The sequence below is a fragment of the Citrobacter sp. Cpo103 genome, from assembly GCF_030332605.1.
In the GTDB taxonomy this organism is placed as follows: Bacteria; Pseudomonadota; Gammaproteobacteria; order Enterobacterales; family Enterobacteriaceae; genus Citrobacter; species Citrobacter portucalensis.
The window spans coordinates 334,533-356,193 of record NZ_JAOWHO010000035.1 but is presented as its reverse complement, the minus strand read 5'-3'; the positions used below and the strand labels follow the sequence as shown (position 1 = coordinate 356,193).

Below are 21,661 nucleotides of genomic sequence, written 5' to 3'. Positions count from 1 at the left end.
CCCCTAGATGGAAGGTTTAACCTTTATCACAGTCAGTTAATCCTGCAATAAAGGAGTTGGTTATGTCTCAAACAATCGATCTAACCCTGGACGGCTTGTCCTGTGGTCACTGTGTAAAACGCGTTAAAGAGAGTCTGGAGCAACGCCCGGACGTTGAGCAAGCGGATGTCACTGTGACTGAAGCGCACATCACCGGGAGCGCCAGTGTTGAAGCGCTGATTGAAACCATCAAACAAGCCGGTTACGGCGCGGAGTTAAGCCACCCAAAGGCTAAACCGCTGACGGAGTCATCAATCCCGTCGGAAGCACTGGCAGCGGTCCCTTCCGAGCTTCCGGCAGCTACGGCTGATGATGACAGCCAACAGTTGCTGTTAAACGGCATGAGCTGCGCCAGCTGTGTTATCCGCGTACAAGATGCTCTGCAAAGCGTACCGGGTGTCACGCAGGCACGGGTAAACCTGGCGGAACGTACTGCGCTGGTAATGGGCAGTGCGTCCGCCGACCAGTTAGTGAAAGCGGTGGAAAAAGCGGGCTACGGCGCAGAAGCCATTGAAGATGATGTTAAGCGCCGCGAGCGTCAGCAAGAAACCGCCGTGGCAACCATGAAACGTTTTCGCTGGCAGGCGGCCGTCGCGCTGCTGTTGGGTATCCCTGTCATGGTATGGGGAATGATTGGCGAAAACATGATGGTCACTGCCGACAACCGTAGCCTATGGCTGACGATTGGTCTGGCAACGCTTGCCGTGATGGTTTTCGCGGGCGGTCATTTTTACCGCAACGCGTGGAAAAGCCTGATGAACGGCACCGCGACCATGGATACGCTGGTGGCGCTGGGTACGGGGGTGGCATGGCTTTATTCCATGAGCGTCAACCTCTGGCCGCAATGGTTCCCGATGGAAGCACGACACCTCTATTATGAAGCCAGTGCGATGATTATCGGTCTGATTAACCTCGGGCACATGCTGGAAGCGCGGGCTCGTCAGCGCTCGTCCAAAGCACTGGAAAAATTACTCGATCTGACACCGCCGACCGCGCGTGTTGTTACCGACGAAGGTGAAAAGAACGTGCCGCTGGCAGACGTTCAGGCGGGAATGTTACTGCGCCTGACCACCGGTGACCGCGTTCCGGTAGATGGCGAAATCACTCAGGGCGAAGCCTGGCTTGATGAAGCCATGCTGACCGGAGAGCCTATTCCGCAACAAAAAGGCGAAGGTGATAGCGTCCACGCCGGTACGGTCGTACAAGACGGCAGCGTGCTGTTTCGCGCCAGCGCCGTTGGCAGCCACACCACGCTGTCACGTATTATTCGTATGGTGCGCCAGGCGCAAAGCAGTAAACCGGAGATTGGCAAACTGGCTGACCGTATCTCCTCAGTGTTCGTTCCGGTCGTCGTAGTCATTGCGCTGGTAAGTGCAGCAATCTGGTATTTCTTCGGGCCGGCACCACAAATTGTTTATACGCTGGTGATTGCCACTACCGTACTGATTATTGCCTGCCCTTGTGCGCTGGGCCTGGCAACACCAATGTCGATTATTTCCGGTGTGGGTCGTGCCGCTGAGTTTGGGGTTCTGGTACGTGATGCCGATGCGCTGCAGCGCGCCAGTACGCTTGATACCGTCGTATTTGATAAAACCGGGACATTGACTGAAGGTAAACCGCAGGTTGTCGCCATCAAAACGTTTGGCAACACCGATGAAGCACTGGCAATTCGTCTGGCAGCAGCCCTTGAACAGGGGTCCAGCCACCCGCTGGCCAGAGCGATACTGGACAAAGCCGGTGATGTTACGCTGCCACAGGTCAATGGTTTCCGTACGCTGCGCGGTTTAGGCGTCAGTGGTGAAACGGAAGGTCATACGCTGCTGCTGGGCAACCAGGCGCTGCTTAATGAACAGCAGGTAGATACCACTGAAATGGAAGCTGAAATCACTGCTCAGGCATCCCAGGGTTCAACCCCGGTCCTGTTGGCGATTGATGGTAAAGCGGCGGCGCTGTTAGCGGTGCGTGATCCACTGCGTAGCGACAGCGTGGCAGCACTTCAGCGTCTGCACCGCAACGGGTATCGTCTGGTGATGCTTACCGGTGACAACCCGACCACGGCTAACGCTATTGCCAAAGAAGCCGGTATTGATGAGGTGATTGCCGGTGTTCTGCCGGACGGTAAAGCCGAGGCGATTAAACGTCTGCAAAGCCAGGGGCGTCAGGTTGCCATGGTGGGTGACGGTATCAACGATGCACCTGCGCTGGCTCAGGCCGATGTAGGGATTGCCATGGGTGGCGGCAGCGATGTGGCGATTGAAACCGCCGCGATTACGCTGATGCGTCATAGCTTGATGGGCGTTGCGGATGCACTGTCTATCTCCCGGGCAACGTTGCGTAATATGAAGCAGAACCTGGTCGGCGCGTTTATTTATAACAGCATCGGTATTCCCGTTGCCGCGGGGATCCTGTGGCCGTTCACCGGAACACTGCTGAATCCGGTCGTTGCCGGGGCGGCGATGGCACTCTCCTCCATTACTGTGGTGAGCAACGCTAACCGACTGCTGCGCTTCAAACCGAAAGAGTAACCCTCTGCCGCATGGCGCACACGCTTATCCGGCCTACAAAGTGCAGGTAACATTGTGGGCCGGATAAGACGATTTCGCGTCGCCATCCGGCGATTCTCGCATTGCACCTTCCTGGACCACGCGCTAGCATGAAAGTCTACTTAGGGAGGTCGTATGGATCTGTTATACCGGGTAAAAACATTTTTCACCGCGCTACGCGGCAACCACTATACCTGGCCTGCCATCGACATTTCATTGCCCGGCAACCGCCATTTTCATCTGATTGGCAGTATTCACATGGGCAGTCGCGATATGGCACCTCTGCCTGCCAAATTACTCAAAAAACTCAACCATGCCGATGCGCTGATTGTCGAAGCGGATGTTTCCGGTGACGACGCGCCGTTTGCTAACCTTCCTACATTTGCCGCACTCGAAGAACGAATCAGCCCGGAGCAGTTAGAAAACCTGCGTAAAGTCACCAACGAACTGGGCATTTCCCCATCGCTGTTATCTACTCAGCCGTTGTGGCAAATCGCCATGGTATTACAGGCGACACAGGCACAGCAGTTGGGTCTACGGGCAGAATACGGGATTGATTACCAATTGCTGAAAGCGGCAAAACAAGCGCATAAACCCGTTATCGAGCTGGAAGGCGCATCCAGTCAAATCGAGCTGTTATGTCAGTTGCCTGATAACGGACTGGCCCTGTTGGACGATACTCTGACGCACTGGCATACCAATGCCAGATTGTTGCAACAAATGATGGGCTGGTGGCTTAAAACACCGCCACGCAATAGCGAACTGACGCTTCCCAATACCTTTAGCCAGTCGTTGTATGACGTATTGATGCATCAACGTAACACAGCCTGGCGCGATCGGCTCAGAGCGATGCCTGCTGGTCATTACGTCGTGGCCGTTGGCGCGTTGCATCTGTACGGAGAAGGAAATTTGCCGGAGATGTTACGGTAAAAAAATGGCCAATATTTCTATTGGCCCGTCAAAGAGGAATTTCATCATTATTATGATCCCAATGCTTAAAGCATCGGTGTAGTTCGATTGTCGCTCAAAGTCATCATCCTGCCAATACTATTGCGCAAGATGGTACTATTTTTTAGACAGACATCAGGCGTATGCTTGAGTCGTATTTTGTCTGGTCCAGGAAAATTGCTATGACACCCGCCGTTAAATTACTCGAAAAAAACAAAATTTCTTTCCAGATCCATACCTACGATCACGATCCGTCCGAGACGAACTTTGGTGATGAAGTGGTGCGCAAGTTAGGTTTGAATGCGGACCAGGTCTACAAAACGCTGCTGGTTGCCGTGAATGGCGATATGAAGCATCTGGCAGTTGCGGTCACGCCTGTAGCCGGTCAACTGGATCTCAAAAAGGTCGCTAAGGCGCTGGGGGCTAAAAAGGTTGATATGGCCGATCCAATGGTTGCGCAACGAACCACCGGTTATCTGGTGGGGGGGATCAGCCCATTAGGACAGAAAAAGAGATTGCCAACGCTCATTGATGCCCCTGCCCAGACGTTTGACACCATTTATGTTTCCGGCGGCAAACGCGGGCTGGATATCGAACTGGCAGCAGGCGATCTGGCGAAAATTCTGGATGCGAAATTCGCCGACATCGCACGCCGTGATTAAGCGATTTTAGAATGATTGCCTGATGGCGCGCAGCTTTAAGGCCTACAAATCACACTGACTTGTAGGCCGAATAAGGTGCAAGCACCGCCATCCGGCGCTCCGCCCTGTTACTGCCAGGTAACTTCACCCTTCGGCTCATACATACTGGCATCCAGCGGTGAGTTCTTCTGCACGTACTCTTTCAGCACTTCAGCATCAATAAACCCGGTATTCACATAGCCTGGTTTGTTATCAATTCGCGGATAGCCATCGCCGCCGGTCGCATTGAAGCTCAGGGTCGCCATGCGATAGGTTTTGGCTGAGTCAACGGGTTCGCCTTTGATTTTCAAATCGTTAAGCTTGCCATCTTTCGCCACAAAGCTGACATTAGCAAACTGCGGATAGGCCCCGGAGTCCGGCTTCATTTGTGCTACAGCGGTCAGATAGTCAATCACTTCTTTCCCACTCATGTCTGCATACACCACGATGTTTCCGAACGGCTGTACTTTCAGCACGCTCTTATAAGTGATATCGCCACCTTCGATGGAATCACGGATGCCGCCGCCGCTCATCACGCCAAAATCAGCGCTGGTTCGCGCCATTTGCGCAGCCAGCAGTAAATGTCCCATGTTGGTCTGCACGAAACGGACTTTGCTTCGGTCGCCTTCGAGGCGCGCATTGACGCTACCGATTTTCACGTCGAGCTGCGCTTTACCTTTATTCTGGAACGGCGTCAGCAGCGAAAGCATTTGCTGATTTTCAGCTATTTCCGGGGTGTAGAGTACGCGCTCACTTTTACCGTTGTCCCAGGTCACTTTTTTCTTCAGGTTGACGGGGATGAGCTGGTAGTTAACCATTTTCATTTCGCCGTTACGGAACTCAAAGTCAGCCCGGCCCACATATTTCCCCCACTCGTGCGCCTGCACAATCCAGATCCCATTTTGCTTGTCTGGCGCACACGGCGTACCCGGTACGTAATCAACCTGCTTCTTGTTCTCTGAAGCCATACACACCGGATCCTGCGAGTGACCACCGACAATCATCGCCAACGATCCCGCCGGCAGGCTACGCGCCATTTCGACATCGCCAGGGGCGTTCGAGCCGTGGTTGCCGTTGTCATAATGTCCCATATGGGTGGTTGCGATAATGATGTCTGGCTTTTCACCCATATTCAGTTCCTGAATAACCAGTTTGGCTTCATCAGCAGGTTTACGGAACTCAATATCGGTAAAGAACTCGGGGTTGCCTATTTTCGCCGTATCGTCAGTAGTCAAACCGAGTACGGCAATTTTTAAATCCTGGCGCTTAAAGATAGCCCACGGCTTAAACAAACGCTCGCCGGTGCTTTTCTGATAGATATTGGCCGAGAGAAACGGGAATTTGGACCATTTTTCCTGCTGGCGCAGTACGGTCATGGGATTATCAAACTCGTGGTTTCCGACCGCCATCGCGTCATAGCCAATCAGGTTCATCCCACGAAAATCAGGTTCCGCATCCTGCAGATCGGACTCCGGTACGCCGGTATTAATATCGCCACCGGAAAGCAGCAGTACGCTGCCCCCTTCCTCTGCCACCTCTTTACGAATACCGTCCACCAGCGTTTTTTGTGCCGCCAGTCCGTATTCTCCGTATTCGCTGCGCCAGAAGTGACCGTGATGATCGTTGGTATGCAAAATGGTAATTTTATAGGTTTTATCTTTTTCGTACGCTTGTGCAGGCTGACCTGCCAGCGTAAATGCGGCTAATAACGCCAGCGCCACGCCCCGTTTTAAAAACTTCATATTTCTCTCCCTGAGCCAAAATCAACGACTGAAATTACAATGATATGAAATAATAGTCGAAAATGTTTTCAGAAATGAGACTTCCTTCAAACACCTTCCGCAGGTATGTTAGTCAGGTAATAATAACAAAATAGATTACCCTCATAATCGCAACCCAAACAGAAGTGACTTTCTATGGCAATAAGTGAACCAACCCAGCCTGTGGCTGGCGCGTCAGCGTCGGTTGCTAAAGCACGCACCTCATTTGGCATTTTAGGAGCGATCAGCCTCTCCCATTTGCTAAACGATATGATTCAGTCGCTGATTCTGGCGATTTATCCGCTATTGCAGTCAGAGTTCTCGCTAACGTTCATGCAGATCGGGATGATCACCCTAACCTTCCAGCTTGCTTCTTCGCTGCTGCAACCGGTGGTGGGTTACTGGACGGACAAATACCCGATGCCGTGGTCGCTGCCCATTGGGATGTGCTTCACGCTGAGCGGACTTGTTTTGCTAGCCATGGCCGGCAGCTTCCATATGGTGCTGCTCGCCGCGGCGCTGGTTGGCACCGGCTCTTCGGTATTTCATCCGGAATCGTCCCGCGTGGCACGCATGGCCTCCGGCGGTCGTCACGGCCTGGCACAGTCAATTTTCCAGGTTGGCGGCAACTTCGGTAGCTCTTTGGGACCCTTGCTGGCAGCTGTCATCATCGCGCCATATGGTAAGGGTAATGTGGCCTGGTTTGTTCTGGCTGCGTTATTAGCGATTGTCGTCCTGGCACAAATCAGCCGTTGGTACGCTGCGCAGCATCGGATGAGTAAAGGAAAACCGAAAGTCGCCATCGTAAATCCGTTACCGCGCAATAAAGTGGTGCTGGCGGTAAGCATCCTGCTGGTGCTGATTTTCTCCAAATACTTCTATATGGCGAGCATCAGCAGCTATTACACCTTTTATCTGATGCAAAAATTCGGATTATCGGTACAAAACGCCCAGTTTCACCTGTTTGCCTTCCTGTTTGCCGTCGCGGCCGGGACGGTGATTGGCGGACCATTGGGCGATAAAATTGGCAGAAAATATGTTATTTGGGGGTCTATCCTCGGCGTTGCGCCATTTACCCTCGTTTTACCCTACGCAACGCTGGAATGGACCGGGATTTTAACCGTGATCATTGGTTTTATCCTCGCATCGGCGTTTTCTGCTATTTTGGTCTACGCGCAGGAACTGCTTCCTGGGCGTATCGGCATGGTTTCTGGACTATTTTTCGGTTTTGCCTTCGGCATGGGCGGCTTGGGAGCCGCGGTGTTAGGGCTGATAGCCGACCATACCAGCATCGATTTGGTCTACAAAATATGTGCTTTCCTGCCACTTCTGGGGATACTGACCATATTCTTACCTGATAACCGACACAAAGCCTGATTTTCTGACGGCCAAAAGTAAATTTTGGCCGTCATTACTTGCAGTAGCCATCAGCCTTTACCTCTCACATATCACCGTACTTTTCCGATCCGTGCTTTTTTGCGCGTAAAATCCCGTTTTCTTCAAAATTCAATAATTATTCATAAACATAAACATTAAAATTGTCATAAACTATTACTCGTAGTTTGGGTTTTTAGGATCATCACAGCAACCAAAGGAGACGGAATGCATCACGCCACCCCGCTTATCACCACCATTGTCGGCGGCCTTGTGCTCGCTTTTATATTAGGCATGATTGCCAATAAACTGCGTATTTCTCCTCTGGTGGGATATCTGTTAGCGGGCGTTCTGGCCGGTCCATTTACACCTGGTTTTGTTGCTGATACTAAGCTCGCGCCTGAGCTGGCTGAGCTTGGCGTTATTCTGCTGATGTTCGGCGTGGGGCTACACTTTTCGTTGAAGGATTTGATGGCGGTAAAGTCTATCGCCATTCCCGGCGCGATTGCCCAGATAGCGGTGGCAACGCTGCTGGGTATGGCGCTTTCAGCCGTATTAGGCTGGTCGCTGATGGTGGGGATCGTGTTTGGTCTGTGTCTTTCAACCGCCAGTACCGTGGTGCTACTGCGCGCGCTTGAAGAACGACAGCTCATTGACAGCCAGCGAGGGCAAATTGCCATTGGCTGGCTGATTGTCGAAGATCTGATGATGGTGCTGACGCTGGTTCTCCTGCCAGCCGTCGCCGGGATGCTGGAAAAAGAAGATGTCGGCTTCGCTTCGCTGGCCGTCGATATGGGCATTACCATCGGTAAGGTGGTGGCGTTTATCGCGATTATGATGCTGGTGGGTCGTCGCCTGGTACCGTGGATTATGGCCCGCAGCGCCGCAACCGGTTCACGCGAACTGTTTACCCTCTCAGTCCTCGCCCTCGCCTTAGGCATTGCCTTTGGCGCAGTAGAGCTGTTCGATGTCTCCTTTGCGCTGGGCGCGTTCTTCGCTGGTATGGTGCTGAATGAATCTGAACTAAGCCACCGTGCGGCGCATGATACTCTGCCGCTGCGCGATGCGTTCGCCGTGCTGTTCTTCGTCTCCGTCGGGATGCTGTTCGATCCGTTAGTTCTGATCCAGCAGCCGTTAGCGGTACTGGGCACGCTGGCGATTATCATCTTTGGTAAATCCCTTGCCGCCTATTTCCTGGTGCGCCTGTTTGGTCACTCCCAACGCACGGCGCTCACTATTGCCACCAGCCTGGCGCAGATTGGTGAATTTGCCTTTATCCTGGCGGGTCTGGGAATGGCGTTAAATCTGCTGCCGCAGGCCGGACAGAATCTGGTACTGGCGGGGGCAATCCTGTCCATCATGCTCAACCCGGTGCTGTTCGCTGTGTTAGAAAAATATCTCGCCAAAACAGAAACGCTGGAAGAGCAGACGCTGGAAGAGGCCATAGAAGAAGAGAAGCAAATTCCGGTGGATATCTGCAATCACGCCCTGCTGGTTGGCTTTGGTCGTGTCGGTAGCCTGCTGGGTGAGAAATTGATGGCTGCGGGGATCCCGCTGGTGGTGATCGAAACCTCGCGTACCCGGGTAGATGAACTGCGCGAGCGCGGGATCCGTGCGGTACTGGGAAATGCCGCCAACGAAGAGATTATGAATCTGGCGCATCTGGATTGCGCGCGCTGGCTGCTGCTGACCATTCCCAATGGTTATGAAGCGGGTGAAATTGTCGCTTCTGCACGTGAGAAATGCCCGTCGATTGAGATTATCGCCCGCGCGCATTATGACGATGAGGTGGAATATATTACCGAACGCGGCGCCAACCAGGTCGTCATGGGTGAGCGCGAAATCGCCCGTACCATGCTGGAGCTGATTGAAACGCCGCCTGCAGGTGAAGTTGCTACGGCCAGTTAGTGTCCGTGCCGGATAGCGTTATCGCTTATCCGGCCTATGCAAGATTTAACGGTCCCAGTACGACTCTTCCAGACTGTCTTCACGTTCCGGCAAACCGCGCGTCAGGCGCGGTGAATGCTGGTTCAGCACCTGATAACTCACGCGATTAGCATATTTACACACCTGGGCTAACGACGAATAGGTCAGCCAGGTGAACTTGTGCTTGCTGGAGTTAGGCACGTTGCTGCGGTGATAGCTGTTGGCGGTAATATCATGCAGCAATGCCGCCAGCGCGCCATCACCTGCGCCGTTGGTGTTCATTATCTTTTCAGGCCCGCCCATATACGGTGCGATGTGCGAATACACGCGCAGCGGATTGGTACAGTCTTTATGGCGCATGGCGCGGCTGAATTCGTACTGGTTAAATTCGGCAATAGCACCGGGCAGCAGCGGATGCTGGGTTTTACGTTTGACTTCTTCTTCCGTAAAGCCCGCCATATACAGACCCGCCGGACCCGCCGTGCACAGCACCAGATCCACCCAATCCAGCGCCTTATCAGACGCCAGCAGCGGGTCGTTCTCGCCGGTCAGCGCTTCAGCCTCTTCTTCATTCATCGCCAGAATAGAGACATGCTCTTTCAGGAATGCCTGCCACCACTGCGGGTTATCGGCAATGACGAATTTGGTGCCCAGGGTCAGAACCACCGGCACATTGTGCTTTTTGGCGTATTCAATCGCCTTCATGGTCGCTTCCGGCATCGGCTCACCCGGTTCGCAGCGCACCAGATAAGACGTCAGCACCAGCGCGGACGCTCCGGCAATCACTGATTCAGGGATGCTATCCGCTCGTAGCTTATTCATATGCCCAGGGCTGATTGCGAAGGTACGCTCACCTGACTCGCCAATCAGCGTAAAGCAGCGGCCAATCGGTCCGTTAACGCCTTGCAGGTAATTCAGGTCGGTACGGCTGGAGGTATTGCATAAATAGCGGTAAGCATAGCTGCCAATCTCGATATTGCTGCACATCACGCCCAGCAGCACCGAGCGGTCATCCGCCAGCACAGAGTAGTTGTGCATCGTGTTACCGATAGTACCGCCCGCAAACTGATGGGTGATCAAATTTTCACGCACCAGTTCCTGGTAGAGCGCTTCTGCGACATCATCGGCAATCACCAGAGAATGCCCGGCGCTTAATCCATAACGTTTTACAAAGTCATCATCCACTTTGGCTTCAATATCCACCAGCGTCTGGTCGATACCTACCACCCAGGCTGCGCTGGTTTCATTTTCTGGCTGAATTTGTTGCAGCAACGGATCGCGCGCGCTGACGGGAAAATAGTGTTTGGATTTGCGTTTACCGGGAAATTTCATGGTCGATTTTACGGGTGGTTAACTGAGCGATGCATGGTAGCACATTCCCTGCCACGCATGCGATGCGGCGCTAAGTTTCAATATCAGACGGTGAGATCGCAGTTTAAACGGGATTAATTTCTACAATAACTCACCTTCACAAGGAGCGTTTTATGAAGCCGGAAAACAAGATCCCCGTACTCGACAGAATTTCGGATGAAATGAAAAGCGTGGTGAATTTTCATCGCGACGATCTGCCGCCGTGGCCCGCTGCAGATGACTTCGTGGCCCAGCGCCAGCACTACATTCATGAACGGCAGCTGTGGAATGCTGATGCCCCAGAGATGAATACCCGCGAATGCGTTATTTCTACCGCATGCGGCCCCGTGGCCACACGTATTTACTCACCGCAGCCCCATAGCCTGGCAACGTTGTATTATCTGCACGGCGGCGGTTTTATTCTCGGTAATCTGGATACCCACGACCGTATTATGCGCTTGCTGGCGCGCTATACGCAGTGCACGGTAATTGGTATCGACTATTCGCTTGCGCCAGAAGCCCGTTTCCCGCAAGCCATCGAAGAGATTGCCGCCGTCTGCCAGTATTTTCATCAGCACGCTGGCGACTATTCTCTTAATGTGAATCATATCGGTTTTGCGGGCGATTCCGCCGGAGCCATGCTGGCGCTTGCCAGCGCGCTGTGGCTACGGGATAAACGCATTGTCTGCGGCAAGGTGGCTGGGGTGCTGTTGTGGTATGGGCTTTACGGCCTGCAGGATTCACTGAGCCGACGGCTGATGGGCGGAGAGTGGGATGGGTTAACCCGCGAGGACTTGCAGATGTACGAAAACGCGTACCTGCGTAGCGCTGACGATCGCGAGTCACCGTATTATTGCCTGTTTAATAACGATCTGACGCGTGACGTGCCGCCGTGTTTTATCGCCGGCGCTGAGTTTGATCCGCTGATTGACGATAGCCGCTTACTATTCCAGACGTTGCAGGCGCATCAGCAGCCCTGCCAGTACAAAATGTACCCCGGCACGCTACACGCCTTCCTGCACTATTCGCGAATGATGAAAACCGCCGACGATGCGTTGCGGGAAGGCGCTCGTTACTTCAGAGCCCAGCTTTAACGGTAAGCGTCGGTCAGTTTAACCATCATTTCGATATGTTCCGGTGCGGCATTAAGCGCCGGAATATACTCATATTGCTTACCGCCAGCCTCAAGGAAAATTTCCCGGTTTTGTACCGCTATCTCTTCCAGCGTTTCGAGGCAATCTGCCGAGAAGCCCGGACACATAACCTGGATATGTTGTGTCCCTTTCTCCGCCAGCATTTTTAACGTTTCGTCGGTATATGGCGTCAGCCATGGTTCGCGACCAAAGCGAGACTGGAAGGTCATCATTACTTTTTCTGGCGGCAGGCCAAGCGCTGAAACCAACTCTCGGGTGGTATCACGACAGCGCTGCGGGTAGTCATCTCCTTCATCGGCGTACCGCTGCGGAATGCCGTGGTAGGAGAGCAGCAGCAAATCAGGTTCACCGTGTTGAGCAAATGAATCCCGGGCACTCTTCGCCAGCGCATCGATGTAGCTGCTGTCATCGGCGTAATCACGAATAAATGAAACGCCAGGAATACCGCGTTTACGCGCTAAGATACGCGCCAGTTCGTCCCAGACGGCCGCCACCGTCGAACAGGAATATTGCGGGTACAGCGGTAACACCACCATGTGTTCAACCCCGCTTGCCAACAGTTCATCGACCGCGCTTTCAAGCGACGGCGAACCGTAGCTCATTCCCAGCGCGACAGGGGTATTTGGTAGGCGTTCTGCCAGGGCCCGCTGTTGTGCCTTACTATAAACCATCAGCGGGGAACCGTCTTCCATCCAGATTGACTGGTACAGCTTGGCTACGCGTGGCGCACGCAACGGTAAAATCACCCCACGCAGCAGCGGCCACCACAGTGCAGGTGACGTATCAACTACGCGTGGATCGCTTAAAAACTGGCGCAGGTAGCGCTTAACGGCTTCGGGGGTTGGGGCATCGGGAGTGCCGAGGTTTGCCAGCAGGATACCGGTTTTCGTCTGACGCATTACCGCCTCTTATCGATTCAAATTGTTGATAATTGTAGCGGAAAAGCGATAAAGAAGAACTAATTGCTGTGAGAGGTAAGACGAGAATTTGCCTGATGGCGCTACGCTTATCAGGCCTACGCGATAATGGCAGGCCTGATAAGAGGTTTATTACGCGAAAAATTAGCCGAGGATTTTTTCCAGCGCTGCGCGCACGTCAGCAACGGCCTGAGTGCCATCAACTTTCGCGTATTTGGTGTTACCCGCCTGCGCTTCTTTAGAGTAGTAGCCGATCAGCGGAGCTGTCATCTGATGGTATTCCACCAGGCGCTTACGTACAGTTTCTTCCTGATCGTCTTTACGGGTGGTCAGCTCTTCGCCGGTAACATCGTCTTTACCTTCAACCTTAGGCGGGTTGAATTTGATGTGGTAAACGCGGCCAGAAGCAGCGTGTACGCGACGACCTACAATACGGTCAACGATCAGTTCGTCAGGAACATCGAACTCCAGAACGTAGTCCACGTTGATGCCCGCTTCTTTCATGGCGTCTGCCTGCGGAATAGTACGCGGGAAGCCATCCAGCAGGAAACCATTACGGCAGTCTTCCTGAGCAATACGCTCTTTTACCAGCGCGATCACCAGCTCATCAGTCACCAGCTTACCGGCGTCCATGATGTCTTTCGCTTGTTTGCCCAGCTCGGAGCCAGATTTCACGGCGGCACGCAGCATATCACCGGTGGAGATTTGCGGAATACCATACTTCTCCATGATGAACTGAGCCTGAGTTCCTTTACCCGCGCCCGGAGCGCCAAGCAGAATGATACGCATTACGAAAATCCCCTTAAAGGTTGTCGATATTTTTTAAAAAGCGCTAAACGATACCACCATCACGCAATTGGCTCAAGAAAGACGCCCGACGCTGAAACGGTTAACGGTGGGAAAATTAAAAATAAGGCGAGAAAATGCCGGATGGCGGTGGAAACACCGTATCCGGCATACTATTACGAGATGCTGTAGGCCGGATAAGCGTTAGCGCCATCCGGCATTACATTACGGGTATCAGGACACCAGCAACTGGTTCATACGACGGATGAACTGGTTAGGGTCTTCCAGCGTGCCGCGCTCAGCAAACAGCGCCTGATCCAGCAGCAGTTCGACCCACTCTTTAAACTGCGCTTCATCCTGGGTATCCGCCGTGCGTTTTACCAGCACGTGGTCCGGGTTGAGTTCAAAGATATATTTCACTTCCGGTACGGCCTGGCCCGCAGCGGCAAACAGTTTCGCCATCTGGGTGCTCATTTCATCCGCATCGGTGGTGACGATGGCTGGCGTGTCGGTCAGACGGTGAGTCAGACGCACTTCTTTCACGCGGTCGCCCAGCAGGGTTTTCACGCGCTCAACGAACGGCGTCAGCGCTTTTTCCGCTTCTTTTGCCGATTCATCAACTTCATCCGCCAGCTTGTCGATGGACTCGTCAGCTTTAGCAACAGACTGGAATGCCTTACCGTCGAACTCGGTCAGGTAGTTCATCATCCACTCATCGATGCGGTCAGAAAGCAGCAGGACTTCAATGCCTTTCTTACGCAGCAGTTCCAGGTGCGGGCTGCTCTTCGCTGCCGCATAGCTGTCTGCGGTGATGTAGTAGATTTTCTCCTGCCCTTCTTTCATACGCGACACGTAGTCTTCCAGCGACACGGTCTGTGCGGAGGAGTCAGTGTGCGTAGACGCGAAGCGCATCAGCTTAGCGATCGTTTCCTGGTTGGCGTGATCTTCCGCCGGGCCTTCTTTCAGTACCAGGCCGAACTGTTTCCAGAAGGTTTGGTATTTTTCCGCGTCGTCTTTCGCCAGTTTTTCCAGCATCTGCAGTACGCGTTTGGTCAGCGCGCTGCGCAGGTTACGGGTGACTGTGCTGTCCTGCAGGATCTCACGGGAAACGTTCAGCGGCAGATCGTTGGAATCTATCAGACCGCGCACAAAGCGCAGGTAGTTCGGCATGAACTGCTCGGCGTCGTCCATAATAAACACACGCTGGACGTACAGTTTCAGGCCATGCTTGTGATCGCGGTTCCACATATCCCACGGAGCCTGGGACGGGATGTACAGCAGGCTGGTGTACTCCTGCTTACCTTCCACACGGTTGTGGCTCCAGGTCAGCGGGTCAGTGAAGTCGTGGGCGATGTGCTTGTAGAATTCGTTGTACTCGTCGTCTTTGATTTCCGACTTGTTACGGGTCCACAGCGCCTGCGCCTTGTTGATCTTTTCCCAGGAAACCACGGTCTCGCCGTCTTTCTCTTCGGATTTTTCGATCTCTACCGGCAACGCGATATGGTCGGAATATTTGCTGATGATGGAACGTACGCGCCAGTCATCAAGGAACTCATCTTCGCCTTCACGCAGATGCAGGGTGATTTCGGTGCCGCGATCGTCTTTGGTGATGTCGGCAACGGTGTACTCACCTTCGCCCGCAGATTCCCAGAACACGCCGTTTTCCGGCTTATCGCCCGCAGCACGGGTACGCACGGTGACTTTGTCCGCCACGATGAACGCAGAGTAGAAGCCCACCCCGAACTGGCCGATCAACTGGCTGTCTTTCGCCTGATCGGAACCCATGGATTCGAGGAAAGATTTAGTACCGGATTTCGCAATGGTCCCCAGATGATCGATAACGTCATCACGGTTCATCCCCACGCCGTTATCGGCAATGGTCAACGTACGCTTATCTTTATCGAAGGAAACACGTACACGCAGCTCACCGTCGCCTTCATACAGGTCCGGGTTAGACAGGGCGCGGAAACGCAGCTTGTCTGCCGCATCCGAGGCGTTAGAGATAAGCTCACGCAGGAAGATTTCTTTATTGGAATACAGAGAATGGATCATCAGGTGCAGAAGCTGTTTTACTTCTGACTGAAAACCACGAGTTTCTTGTCCTTTCATGTAGATCTACCTCAACAAAGCCATTTTCAATGGTAAAAACACGTTGAGGGTGAAATGGGGACAAGCGGGAAGGATTTCAAGCGGAAGCCGCCGTCGCGGCCTCCGTTTGTTCAGAATTTAATCTTGTGTCGTCCTGCCAGAGAGTGCGACAGCGTAGTGCCATCGACCATTTCCAGCTCGCCGCCTACCGGAACGCCATGGGCGATACGGCTGGCTTCAACGCCATATTGCATGCAAAGCTCAGCAATATAGTTGGCGGTCGCCTCTCCTTCGACCGTGGGATTGGTCGCCAGGATCAGTTCGTTGATTTGCTCAGACTCCAGTCGCTGTTCGAGACGATCCAGCCCGATATCATCAGGGCCAATACCGTCCAGCGGCGACAGGTGTCCCATCAGCACGAAGTAACGTCCGGAAAACTGCCCGGTTTGCTCAATGGCGTAGATGTCCGCCGGACTCTCCACCACACAAATCTGACCGTTTTCCTGGCGACGCGGGTTCGAGCAAATGTTGCAGACGTCTTGTTCTGTGAAGGTGCGGCAATCGGCACAGTGGCCTATTTCCGACATTGCCTTCGTTAACGCCTGTGCCAGACGCATCCCGCCGCTGCGATCGCGCTGAAGTAGCGTGAACGCCATGCGCTGCGCCGACTTCGGGCCAACGCCGGGCAGACAGCGCAGTGCTTCCATAAGCTGAGTTAACAGCGGGCTGGTTTGCATCAGAACGGCATCTTAAAGCCAGGCGGCAGCTGCATTCCGGAGGAAACAGAGGCCATCTTCTCTTTCTGCGTCTCTTCAATGCGACGCGCCGCGTCGTTAAATGCCGCAGCAACCAGATCTTCCAGCATCTCTTTGTCGTCTTCCAGCAGGCTTGGATCGATCTCCACGCGACGGCAGTTGTGCGCGCCGTTAATGGTCACTTTTACCAGACCCGCGCCAGATTCGCCGGTCACTTCCAGCTTGGCGACTTCTTCCTGCATCTGCTGCATTTTTTCTTGCATCTGCTGGGCCTGTTTCATCAGGTTACCCAGACCGCCTTTACCAAACATAGGCTTCTCTCTCAATCACGTTAAGGGATGACGACCGTCAAACCATTAGGCTGACGATCAAATGGGGCGAATACTCTCTTCGTCCAGCTCCGCATCGAAAAAACGACGCAGCGTCTGGATGTTATTATCCGCAATAATCGACTCACGCGCCTGCGCGAGCTTCTCTTCATAAATGGCCTGACGCCACTCCAGCGGCGTACGCACCGCTGGATTATCATCTTCAACGATGGTCAATTCAACCGTTGACCCCGTTAAGGAACTCAGAGCTTCGGCCAGTTTTTGCTGCGCACCGCTGGAATTTAGGTGTCGCTGCGTGGAACGCAGATGCAGGCAAACTACGTTGCCATTCTCTTCTTTCCAGGCATTAAGCGCCACCTGCTCCACCAGTTTAGGCAGCGAGAGCTGACTCACCTGGGCGGCCCACGGGTCGCGTTCAATGGCTTCAGCCGCAAGCTTTGCCGCCAGTTCCGGCGTTTTTTCATGCTCAAGCGCTTTTTTCAGCGCTTTCGGCGTGGCAACGACTTCTTTAACTTCTGCAACAGGATTGGTCGCTTTCCAGCGATACGCTTCTTTCTTCGCCGGTGCTTTTTCCAGCGCAGAGACCGCCGGACGCGCCTGAACACGTTCCGACACCGAAGCCAGTCTTTCCAGCGCAGCATTATTCACCGGCCGCGCGCGGGAAGCGGCTGCCGGTTCACTCTTTTTTGCTTTGGTTGCTCCCTGAGCGCGTTGCAACTGGCTACGCGCCGCCAACACCTGACTGGTGGCATCGGAGAGCGGCACATTCTGTTGCTGTTGTGCAGGTGCAGGCTGCTGCTGCACCTGCGTCGGGGTCATCACCGCAGTGGGTGCGACCGGGGCAAACGACTGTCGTGGAACTTCAGGTTCCGGGAGCGGCATGCGCGGATGAAAAGCCAGCGCACGCAGCAGCGTCATTTCGACGCCCATTCGCCTGTCCGGCGCATATGGCAGTTCCTTGCGCCCGATTAACAAAGTTTGGTAGTAAAGCTGCACATCGGTTGGCGGAACAATTCGCGCCAGTTCACGCATACGCTGTTCAATGGCGGCCATATCGCTGCCGAGCGCGGCAGGCGAAAGCTGAACCATGGCAATACGATGCAGCAAAGCCGACATCTCAACCAGCAGCGCTTCCCATTCGATACCGCGCGCGGCGGCGTCGTTTACCAGCGCCATCACGCGTTCGCCGTCCGCAGCCACAACCGCTTCAACGAGCGAGAGCGCCTGGTCGTCGTCCAGCGTGCCGAGCATAGTGCTGACCGCCTCGGTCGAGACCTGGCCATCGCCGCTGGCGATCGCCTGATCGGTCAGGCTCAGCGCATCACGCAGGCTGCCGTCCGCGGCGCGAGCCAGCAGTTGCAGTGCACGTGGTTCATGGGCGATATGCTCTTCTTTGAGGATATGCTCAAGCTGATGACGAATCTGTTCGACATCCAACGCTTTAAGATGGAATTGCAGACAGCGCGACAGGATAGTCACCGGCAGCTTCTGCGGATCGGTAGTCGCCAGCAGGAACTTAACGTGCGCGGGCGGCTCTTCGAGCGTTTTCAGCAAGGCATTAAAACTGTGGCGCGACAGCATGTGCACTTCGTCGATCAAGTAGACCTTAAAGCGACCGCGCGCAGGCGCATACTGGACGTTATCCAGCAGGTCACGGGTGTCTTCGACTTTGGTGCGTGAGGCGGCGTCGATTTCAATCAGATCGACAAAACGCCCCTGCTCGATTTCCCGGCAATTATCGCACACGCCGCACGGCGTAGCGGTGATGCCGGTTTCACAGTTTAATCCCTTCGCCAGCAAGCGGGCGATAGAGGTTTTCCCGACGCCACGGGTGCCGGAAAACAAATAAGCATGATGAATACGCCCTAACGACAAGCCGTTCGCCAGTGCCGTCAGCACATGTTCCTGGCCGACGACGTCAGCAAAGGTTTGTGGGCGCCATTTTCGGGCTAAGACCTGATAACTCATTGGCAGGCTCTGAAAGGCTGGAGGGTGGATTCACAGGGGGATAATGCTAACACAACCTCGCAGCGACGGCGAGGCTGTGTGTCTCGGTATTCGTCTACCGAGATAAGATAGCCCGACTTAGTGGCCCGGGAATGGAACCAGGCTATAACAGGTCAGCCCCTGTTTTTCCAGACGCTGTTCGCCGCCCAGATCAAACAGGTTAATGATAAAAGCAGCATCGGTAACTTCACCACCCAGACGGCGGATCAGCTTCACAGTCGCTTCAATCGTGCCGCCAGTTGCCAGCAGGTCGTCCACAACCAGCACTTTATCGCCAGGTTTGATGGCATCAACGTGGATTTCCAGCTGATCGGTGCCGTATTCCAGCTCATAGGTCTCAGCAATAACTTCACGCGGAAGCTTACGGGGTTTGCGTACCGGAACAAAGCCGACGCCCAGACCCAACGCTACCGGCGCGCCAAACAGGAAGCCACGCGCTTCGGTGCCAACCACTTTAGTGATACCCGCATTTTTGTAGCGTTCAACCAGCAATTCAATGCTGAGGGCGTAGGCTTTCGGGTCTTCCAGTAAACTGGTGACATCACGAAAGAGAATGCCCGGTTTTGGGTAGTCGTGGATGCTTTTGATGCTATTTTTGAGAAACTCAAGCTGCTGTGCTGTCGCGGTCATAAGTTTGTGCCTGATTAATACAGTATTACTTCACGGCGCACTAAACACGTCATCCTCGACGTATCTTGAATGATTTTGTGTCTATATAAGAGCCAAGGTTACACTTGCTTAACCTTTGACCACCTGCGCCTGTGCTCGAAAACGGTCGAATTTACTGGCTGTGAGAGACAATTGCAACAGCGATTATTGCGCTTTACTGCTTTTGTTGTTTTTCATCAATCACCGGGATCCGCCACATAAAAATCAGTAAACAGGCAAGAATAACCAGCAGCAGGCCGCGCACCCACATCATATTGACCAGCCACAGTGAAATACCAAACGTCACCAGGATCAACAAAACAGCGCGCGGTTTTGCTCCCGGCGGCATCGCACGGTGTTTTTGCCAGTGGCGCAAATACCCGCCGAACCACGAACGGTAAAGCAACCAGTCGTGAAAACGCGGCGATGAGCGGGCAAAACACCAGGCTGCCAGCAGTATAAACGGCGTCGTCGGCAACAGAGGCAATACAACGCCCAGCGTACCTAGCACTACCGCTATCCAGCCAATGATGATTAGAATAATGCGTTGCATAATATGAGTACTTAACACAGAGAATCGCTACTTTAGCATAACGGTTCTCATTTTCATCGGAGTGTTGTTGTGAAAACCGCCATGCTGTTACAGACGCTCGAAAACCAGCTTAACCGCCTGCGACAGCGTTGTGCTCCGCTGGCGCATCACACAACGCTTAGCGCCCGCTTTGACAGGCATCTGTTTCACACGCGCAGCACGTTGCTGCAGGCTTGTCTGGATGAGGCTGACGATAATCTTACTGCCCTGCGTCGTGCCGTTGAGCAGCAGCAACTCCCGCAAATCACCTGGCTTGCGGAACACCTTGCTTCACAGTTAGAGGCGATTTCACGTGAAACCGCCAGTTGGTCCCTTCGAGAGTGGGACAGCGCTTCTCCAGGTCTGGCGCGCTGGCAGCGCAAGCGGGTCCAACATCAGGAATTTGAACGCCGCCTGGTTGAAATGACGCGTGAACGCAAAGAGCGTCTGGCTCAGGCTACCGGCTTTGAAGAACAGCAAAAACTGCATCGTGAAGTAGAAGCATTCGAGGCGCGACTGGCGCGCTGTCGCCATGCTCTGGCAAGAATAGAAAACGTGCTGTCGCGTTTAACCCGTTAATCCCCGGAGAATTTATGTCATTAGAGAACGCCCCGGATGAGGTCAAACTGGCCGTCGATTTGATTGTTTTACTTGAGGAAAATCAGCTACCAGCACGAACAGTGCTACGCGCGCTGGAGATCGTCATGCGTGATTATGAAAACAAACTTAAAACTGCGGAAGGCACCTCGCAAACTGATTAATTGCCCTCTGGTCTGCCATTGGCTTCGGTGTCAGAGTCGTCGCAACATCACGACGATAACGGACAGATCATGGAACGACTCCCCACCACACCCCACGACGCGGTCTTTCGGCAAATGCTGACGCAAAAGGAGGTTGCCCGAGATTTTTTGCAGATCCATTTGCCTGAAGCATTTCTCAATATATGCGATATGGATACATTAACGCTGGAATCAGGCAGCTTTATTGAGGACGATTTACATACCAGCTATTCAGATATCCTCTATTCCCTGCAAACAACACATGGACCCAGCTACGTTTACGCACTGATTGAACATCAGAGTAAGCCCGATAAATTCATGGCCTTTCGCCTGATGCGCTACGCAATTGCCGCCATGCAACACCATCTTAACGCCGGGCATAAGACATTACCTCTGGTCGTTCCTATCCTGTTTTACCATGGTATGGAAAGTCCGTGGCCTTATACCCTTAACTGGCATCACCTGTTTAGCGAACCAAAGCTTGCGAAAGCGCTTTACGGCAATGAATTTACACTGGTAGACCTGACCGTAATGCCAGATAATCAGATCTTGCAGCATCAACGGGTAGCGATGCTGGAACTCCTGCAAAAACATATTCGTCGACGGGATCTGAGTGAGCTATTGGATCAACTGGTCACACTCTTAACACAAGAGCATCTGACAGAATATCAAATCGACGTTTTGATTAATTACATGCTTAAAGCAGGAAATACCACGGAACCCGGCGTACTTGTCCGCCATCTGGCGCAGAGTGCGCCACAGTACAAGGAACAGCTGATGACGATTGCCGAATGGTTGGAAGAAAAAGGCAGAGTGGAAGGCATACAACAAGGGCTGGAAAAAGGGTTAGAAGAAGGTCGGCAGGTTGAAGCGCGTAATATCGCACAAAAAATGCTCGCCCGCGGCCTGGAACTGGAGCTGATTACGCACCTTACAGGCCTGACGCAGGAAGAACTGGTCGCGCTGGCGCACTAAATGCAATCAGGGCGGCAAATATGCCGCCCTGA

Annotated in this window: 19 protein-coding genes and 1 other annotated feature; of the genes, 9 read left to right on the top strand and 10 right to left on the bottom strand. The window is 53.5% G+C overall.

All coding sequences use genetic code 11. The features are described from left to right. Positions 1 to 62: 62 nt before the first annotated feature. From copA to ybaK, 3 genes are all read left to right on the top strand, one after another. A complete protein-coding gene (copA, locus tag OGX89_RS18260) occupies positions 63 to 2,564 on the top strand; it encodes a copper-exporting P-type ATPase CopA (RefSeq protein WP_126955912.1) in 2,502 nt (833 codons plus the stop codon). Between the two features lie 153 nt (positions 2,565 to 2,717). Next, positions 2,718 to 3,512, top strand: a complete 795-nt coding sequence (locus tag OGX89_RS18255; RefSeq protein ID WP_003831057.1) for a TraB/GumN family protein — start codon at positions 2,718 to 2,720, stop codon at positions 3,510 to 3,512. 200 nt (positions 3,513 to 3,712) lie between these two features. Further along, positions 3,713 to 4,192: a Cys-tRNA(Pro)/Cys-tRNA(Cys) deacylase YbaK gene (ybaK, locus tag OGX89_RS18250; RefSeq protein ID WP_003831056.1), complete on the top strand. Its 480-nt coding sequence runs from the start codon at positions 3,713 to 3,715 to the stop codon at positions 4,190 to 4,192. A gap of 107 nt (positions 4,193 to 4,299) precedes the next feature. Here ybaK and ushA read toward each other — a convergent pair whose 3' ends face one another. Next, entirely contained in the window at positions 4,300 to 5,952 is a 1,653-nt protein-coding gene (gene ushA / locus OGX89_RS18245) for a bifunctional UDP-sugar hydrolase/5'-nucleotidase UshA (protein ID WP_003831055.1), read from the bottom strand. Positions 5,953 to 6,126: 174 nt separating this feature from the next. Here ushA and fsr point away from each other — a divergent pair, with 174 nt between their 5' ends. Together fsr and ybaL are read left to right on the top strand one after the other, a co-directional pair. Next, positions 6,127 to 7,347 carry a fosmidomycin MFS transporter gene (gene fsr / locus OGX89_RS18240; protein WP_003021788.1) on the top strand — a complete coding sequence of 407 codons (1,221 nt, stop codon included), beginning with the start codon at positions 6,127 to 6,129 and terminating at the stop codon, positions 7,345 to 7,347. Positions 7,348 to 7,572: 225 nt separating this feature from the next. Next, positions 7,573 to 9,252 carry a YbaL family putative K(+) efflux transporter gene (gene ybaL, locus OGX89_RS18235; RefSeq protein ID WP_003021783.1) on the top strand — a complete coding sequence of 560 codons (1,680 nt, stop codon included), beginning with the start codon at positions 7,573 to 7,575 and terminating at the stop codon, positions 9,250 to 9,252. Positions 9,253 to 9,297: 45 nt separating this feature from the next. On the opposite strand, the gene gsk is transcribed toward ybaL, so the two are convergent. Continuing rightward, positions 9,298 to 10,602 (bottom strand): inosine/guanosine kinase, encoded by a 1,305-nt coding sequence (gene gsk, locus OGX89_RS18230; RefSeq protein ID WP_003021781.1) that lies wholly within the window; start codon positions 10,600 to 10,602, stop codon positions 9,298 to 9,300. Between the two features lie 152 nt (positions 10,603 to 10,754). On the opposite strand from gsk, the gene aes reads away from it, so the two are divergent. After that, positions 10,755 to 11,714, top strand: a complete 960-nt coding sequence (gene aes / locus OGX89_RS18225; protein WP_126955913.1) for an acetyl esterase — start codon at positions 10,755 to 10,757, stop codon at positions 11,712 to 11,714. Here the strand turns inward: aes and hemH are convergent. From hemH to OGX89_RS18185, 8 genes are all read right to left on the bottom strand, one after another. After that, complete coding sequence (gene hemH, locus OGX89_RS18220) at positions 11,711 to 12,673, bottom strand: ferrochelatase (protein WP_003831052.1); 963 nt, start codon at positions 12,671 to 12,673, stop codon at positions 11,711 to 11,713. The genes aes and hemH overlap by 4 nt on opposite strands. Before the next feature lie 162 nt (positions 12,674 to 12,835). Continuing rightward, positions 12,836 to 13,480 (bottom strand): adenylate kinase, encoded by a 645-nt coding sequence (gene adk, locus OGX89_RS18215; protein ID WP_003021773.1) that lies wholly within the window; start codon positions 13,478 to 13,480, stop codon positions 12,836 to 12,838. Between the two features lie 231 nt (positions 13,481 to 13,711). Next, on the bottom strand, positions 13,712 to 15,586 hold the full coding sequence (gene htpG / locus OGX89_RS18210; RefSeq protein WP_032942554.1) for a molecular chaperone HtpG: 1,875 nt from the start codon (positions 15,584 to 15,586) through the stop codon (positions 13,712 to 13,714). A gap of 110 nt (positions 15,587 to 15,696) precedes the next feature. Further along, positions 15,697 to 16,302 carry a recombination mediator RecR gene (gene recR, locus OGX89_RS18205; RefSeq protein ID WP_003831050.1) on the bottom strand — a complete coding sequence of 202 codons (606 nt, stop codon included), beginning with the start codon at positions 16,300 to 16,302 and terminating at the stop codon, positions 15,697 to 15,699. Beyond that, positions 16,302 to 16,631 carry a YbaB/EbfC family nucleoid-associated protein gene (locus OGX89_RS18200; protein ID WP_003021764.1) on the bottom strand — a complete coding sequence of 110 codons (330 nt, stop codon included), beginning with the start codon at positions 16,629 to 16,631 and terminating at the stop codon, positions 16,302 to 16,304. The genes recR and OGX89_RS18200 overlap by 1 nt, the downstream gene beginning before the upstream one ends. A 57-nt stretch (positions 16,632 to 16,688) precedes the next feature. Continuing rightward, complete coding sequence (gene dnaX, locus OGX89_RS18195) at positions 16,689 to 18,617, bottom strand: DNA polymerase III subunit gamma/tau (RefSeq protein WP_003831049.1); 1,929 nt, start codon at positions 18,615 to 18,617, stop codon at positions 16,689 to 16,691. Beyond that, positions 17,292 to 17,356, bottom strand: a sequence feature (DnaX frameshifting element). It overlaps the preceding gene by 65 nt. A gap of 117 nt (positions 18,618 to 18,734) precedes the next feature. Next, positions 18,735 to 19,286, bottom strand: a complete 552-nt coding sequence (gene apt, locus OGX89_RS18190) for an adenine phosphoribosyltransferase (RefSeq protein ID WP_003021759.1) — start codon at positions 19,284 to 19,286, stop codon at positions 18,735 to 18,737. Positions 19,287 to 19,479: 193 nt separating this feature from the next. Then, positions 19,480 to 19,857, bottom strand: coding sequence for a DUF454 family protein (locus tag OGX89_RS18185; RefSeq protein WP_032934350.1), 378 nt, complete (start codon positions 19,855 to 19,857; stop codon positions 19,480 to 19,482). 69 nt (positions 19,858 to 19,926) lie between these two features. Here OGX89_RS18185 and priC point away from each other — a divergent pair, with 69 nt between their 5' ends. The 3 genes from priC (at position 19,927) to OGX89_RS18170 (ending at position 21,629) form a co-directional block, all read left to right on the top strand. Further along, entirely contained in the window at positions 19,927 to 20,454 is a 528-nt protein-coding gene (priC, locus tag OGX89_RS18180; RefSeq protein ID WP_063941321.1) for a primosomal replication protein N'', read from the top strand. Between the two features lie 14 nt (positions 20,455 to 20,468). Continuing rightward, entirely contained in the window at positions 20,469 to 20,636 is a 168-nt protein-coding gene (rsmS, locus tag OGX89_RS18175; RefSeq protein ID WP_065772037.1) for a pleiotropic regulatory protein RsmS, read from the top strand. 69 nt (positions 20,637 to 20,705) lie between these two features. Beyond that, positions 20,706 to 21,629, top strand: coding sequence for an Rpn family recombination-promoting nuclease/putative transposase (locus OGX89_RS18170; RefSeq protein WP_048214781.1), 924 nt, complete (start codon positions 20,706 to 20,708; stop codon positions 21,627 to 21,629). Positions 21,630 to 21,661: the final 32 nt, after the last annotated feature.

What these genes read in the sequence shown, in the direction of transcription:
- fsr (WP_003021788.1), top strand. Translation starts at nt 6,127, where the DNA reads ATGGCAATAAGTGAACCAACCCAGCCTGTGGCTGGCGCGTCAGCGTCG.
- OGX89_RS18170 (WP_048214781.1), top strand. Translation starts at nt 20,706, where the DNA reads ATGGAACGACTCCCCACCACACCCCACGACGCGGTCTTTCGGCAAATG.
- apt (WP_003021759.1), bottom strand. Translation starts at nt 19,286, where the DNA reads ATGACCGCGACAGCACAGCAGCTTGAGTTTCTCAAAAATAGCATCAAA.
- copA (WP_126955912.1), top strand. Translation starts at nt 63, where the DNA reads ATGTCTCAAACAATCGATCTAACCCTGGACGGCTTGTCCTGTGGTCAC.
- ybaK (WP_003831056.1), top strand. Translation starts at nt 3,713, where the DNA reads ATGACACCCGCCGTTAAATTACTCGAAAAAAACAAAATTTCTTTCCAG.
- gsk (WP_003021781.1), bottom strand. Translation starts at nt 10,602, where the DNA reads ATGAAATTTCCCGGTAAACGCAAATCCAAACACTATTTTCCCGTCAGC.
- recR (WP_003831050.1), bottom strand. Translation starts at nt 16,302, where the DNA reads ATGCAAACCAGCCCGCTGTTAACTCAGCTTATGGAAGCACTGCGCTGT.
- adk (WP_003021773.1), bottom strand. Translation starts at nt 13,480, where the DNA reads ATGCGTATCATTCTGCTTGGCGCTCCGGGCGCGGGTAAAGGAACTCAG.
- aes (WP_126955913.1), top strand. Translation starts at nt 10,755, where the DNA reads ATGAAGCCGGAAAACAAGATCCCCGTACTCGACAGAATTTCGGATGAA.
- dnaX (WP_003831049.1), bottom strand. Translation starts at nt 18,617, where the DNA reads ATGAGTTATCAGGTCTTAGCCCGAAAATGGCGCCCACAAACCTTTGCT.
- OGX89_RS18200 (WP_003021764.1), bottom strand. Translation starts at nt 16,631, where the DNA reads ATGTTTGGTAAAGGCGGTCTGGGTAACCTGATGAAACAGGCCCAGCAG.
- htpG (WP_032942554.1), bottom strand. Translation starts at nt 15,586, where the DNA reads ATGAAAGGACAAGAAACTCGTGGTTTTCAGTCAGAAGTAAAACAGCTT.
- ybaL (WP_003021783.1), top strand. Translation starts at nt 7,573, where the DNA reads ATGCATCACGCCACCCCGCTTATCACCACCATTGTCGGCGGCCTTGTG.
- OGX89_RS18185 (WP_032934350.1), bottom strand. Translation starts at nt 19,857, where the DNA reads ATGCAACGCATTATTCTAATCATCATTGGCTGGATAGCGGTAGTGCTA.
- OGX89_RS18255 (WP_003831057.1), top strand. Translation starts at nt 2,718, where the DNA reads ATGGATCTGTTATACCGGGTAAAAACATTTTTCACCGCGCTACGCGGC.
- ushA (WP_003831055.1), bottom strand. Translation starts at nt 5,952, where the DNA reads ATGAAGTTTTTAAAACGGGGCGTGGCGCTGGCGTTATTAGCCGCATTT.
- hemH (WP_003831052.1), bottom strand. Translation starts at nt 12,673, where the DNA reads ATGCGTCAGACGAAAACCGGTATCCTGCTGGCAAACCTCGGCACTCCC.
- rsmS (WP_065772037.1), top strand. Translation starts at nt 20,469, where the DNA reads ATGTCATTAGAGAACGCCCCGGATGAGGTCAAACTGGCCGTCGATTTG.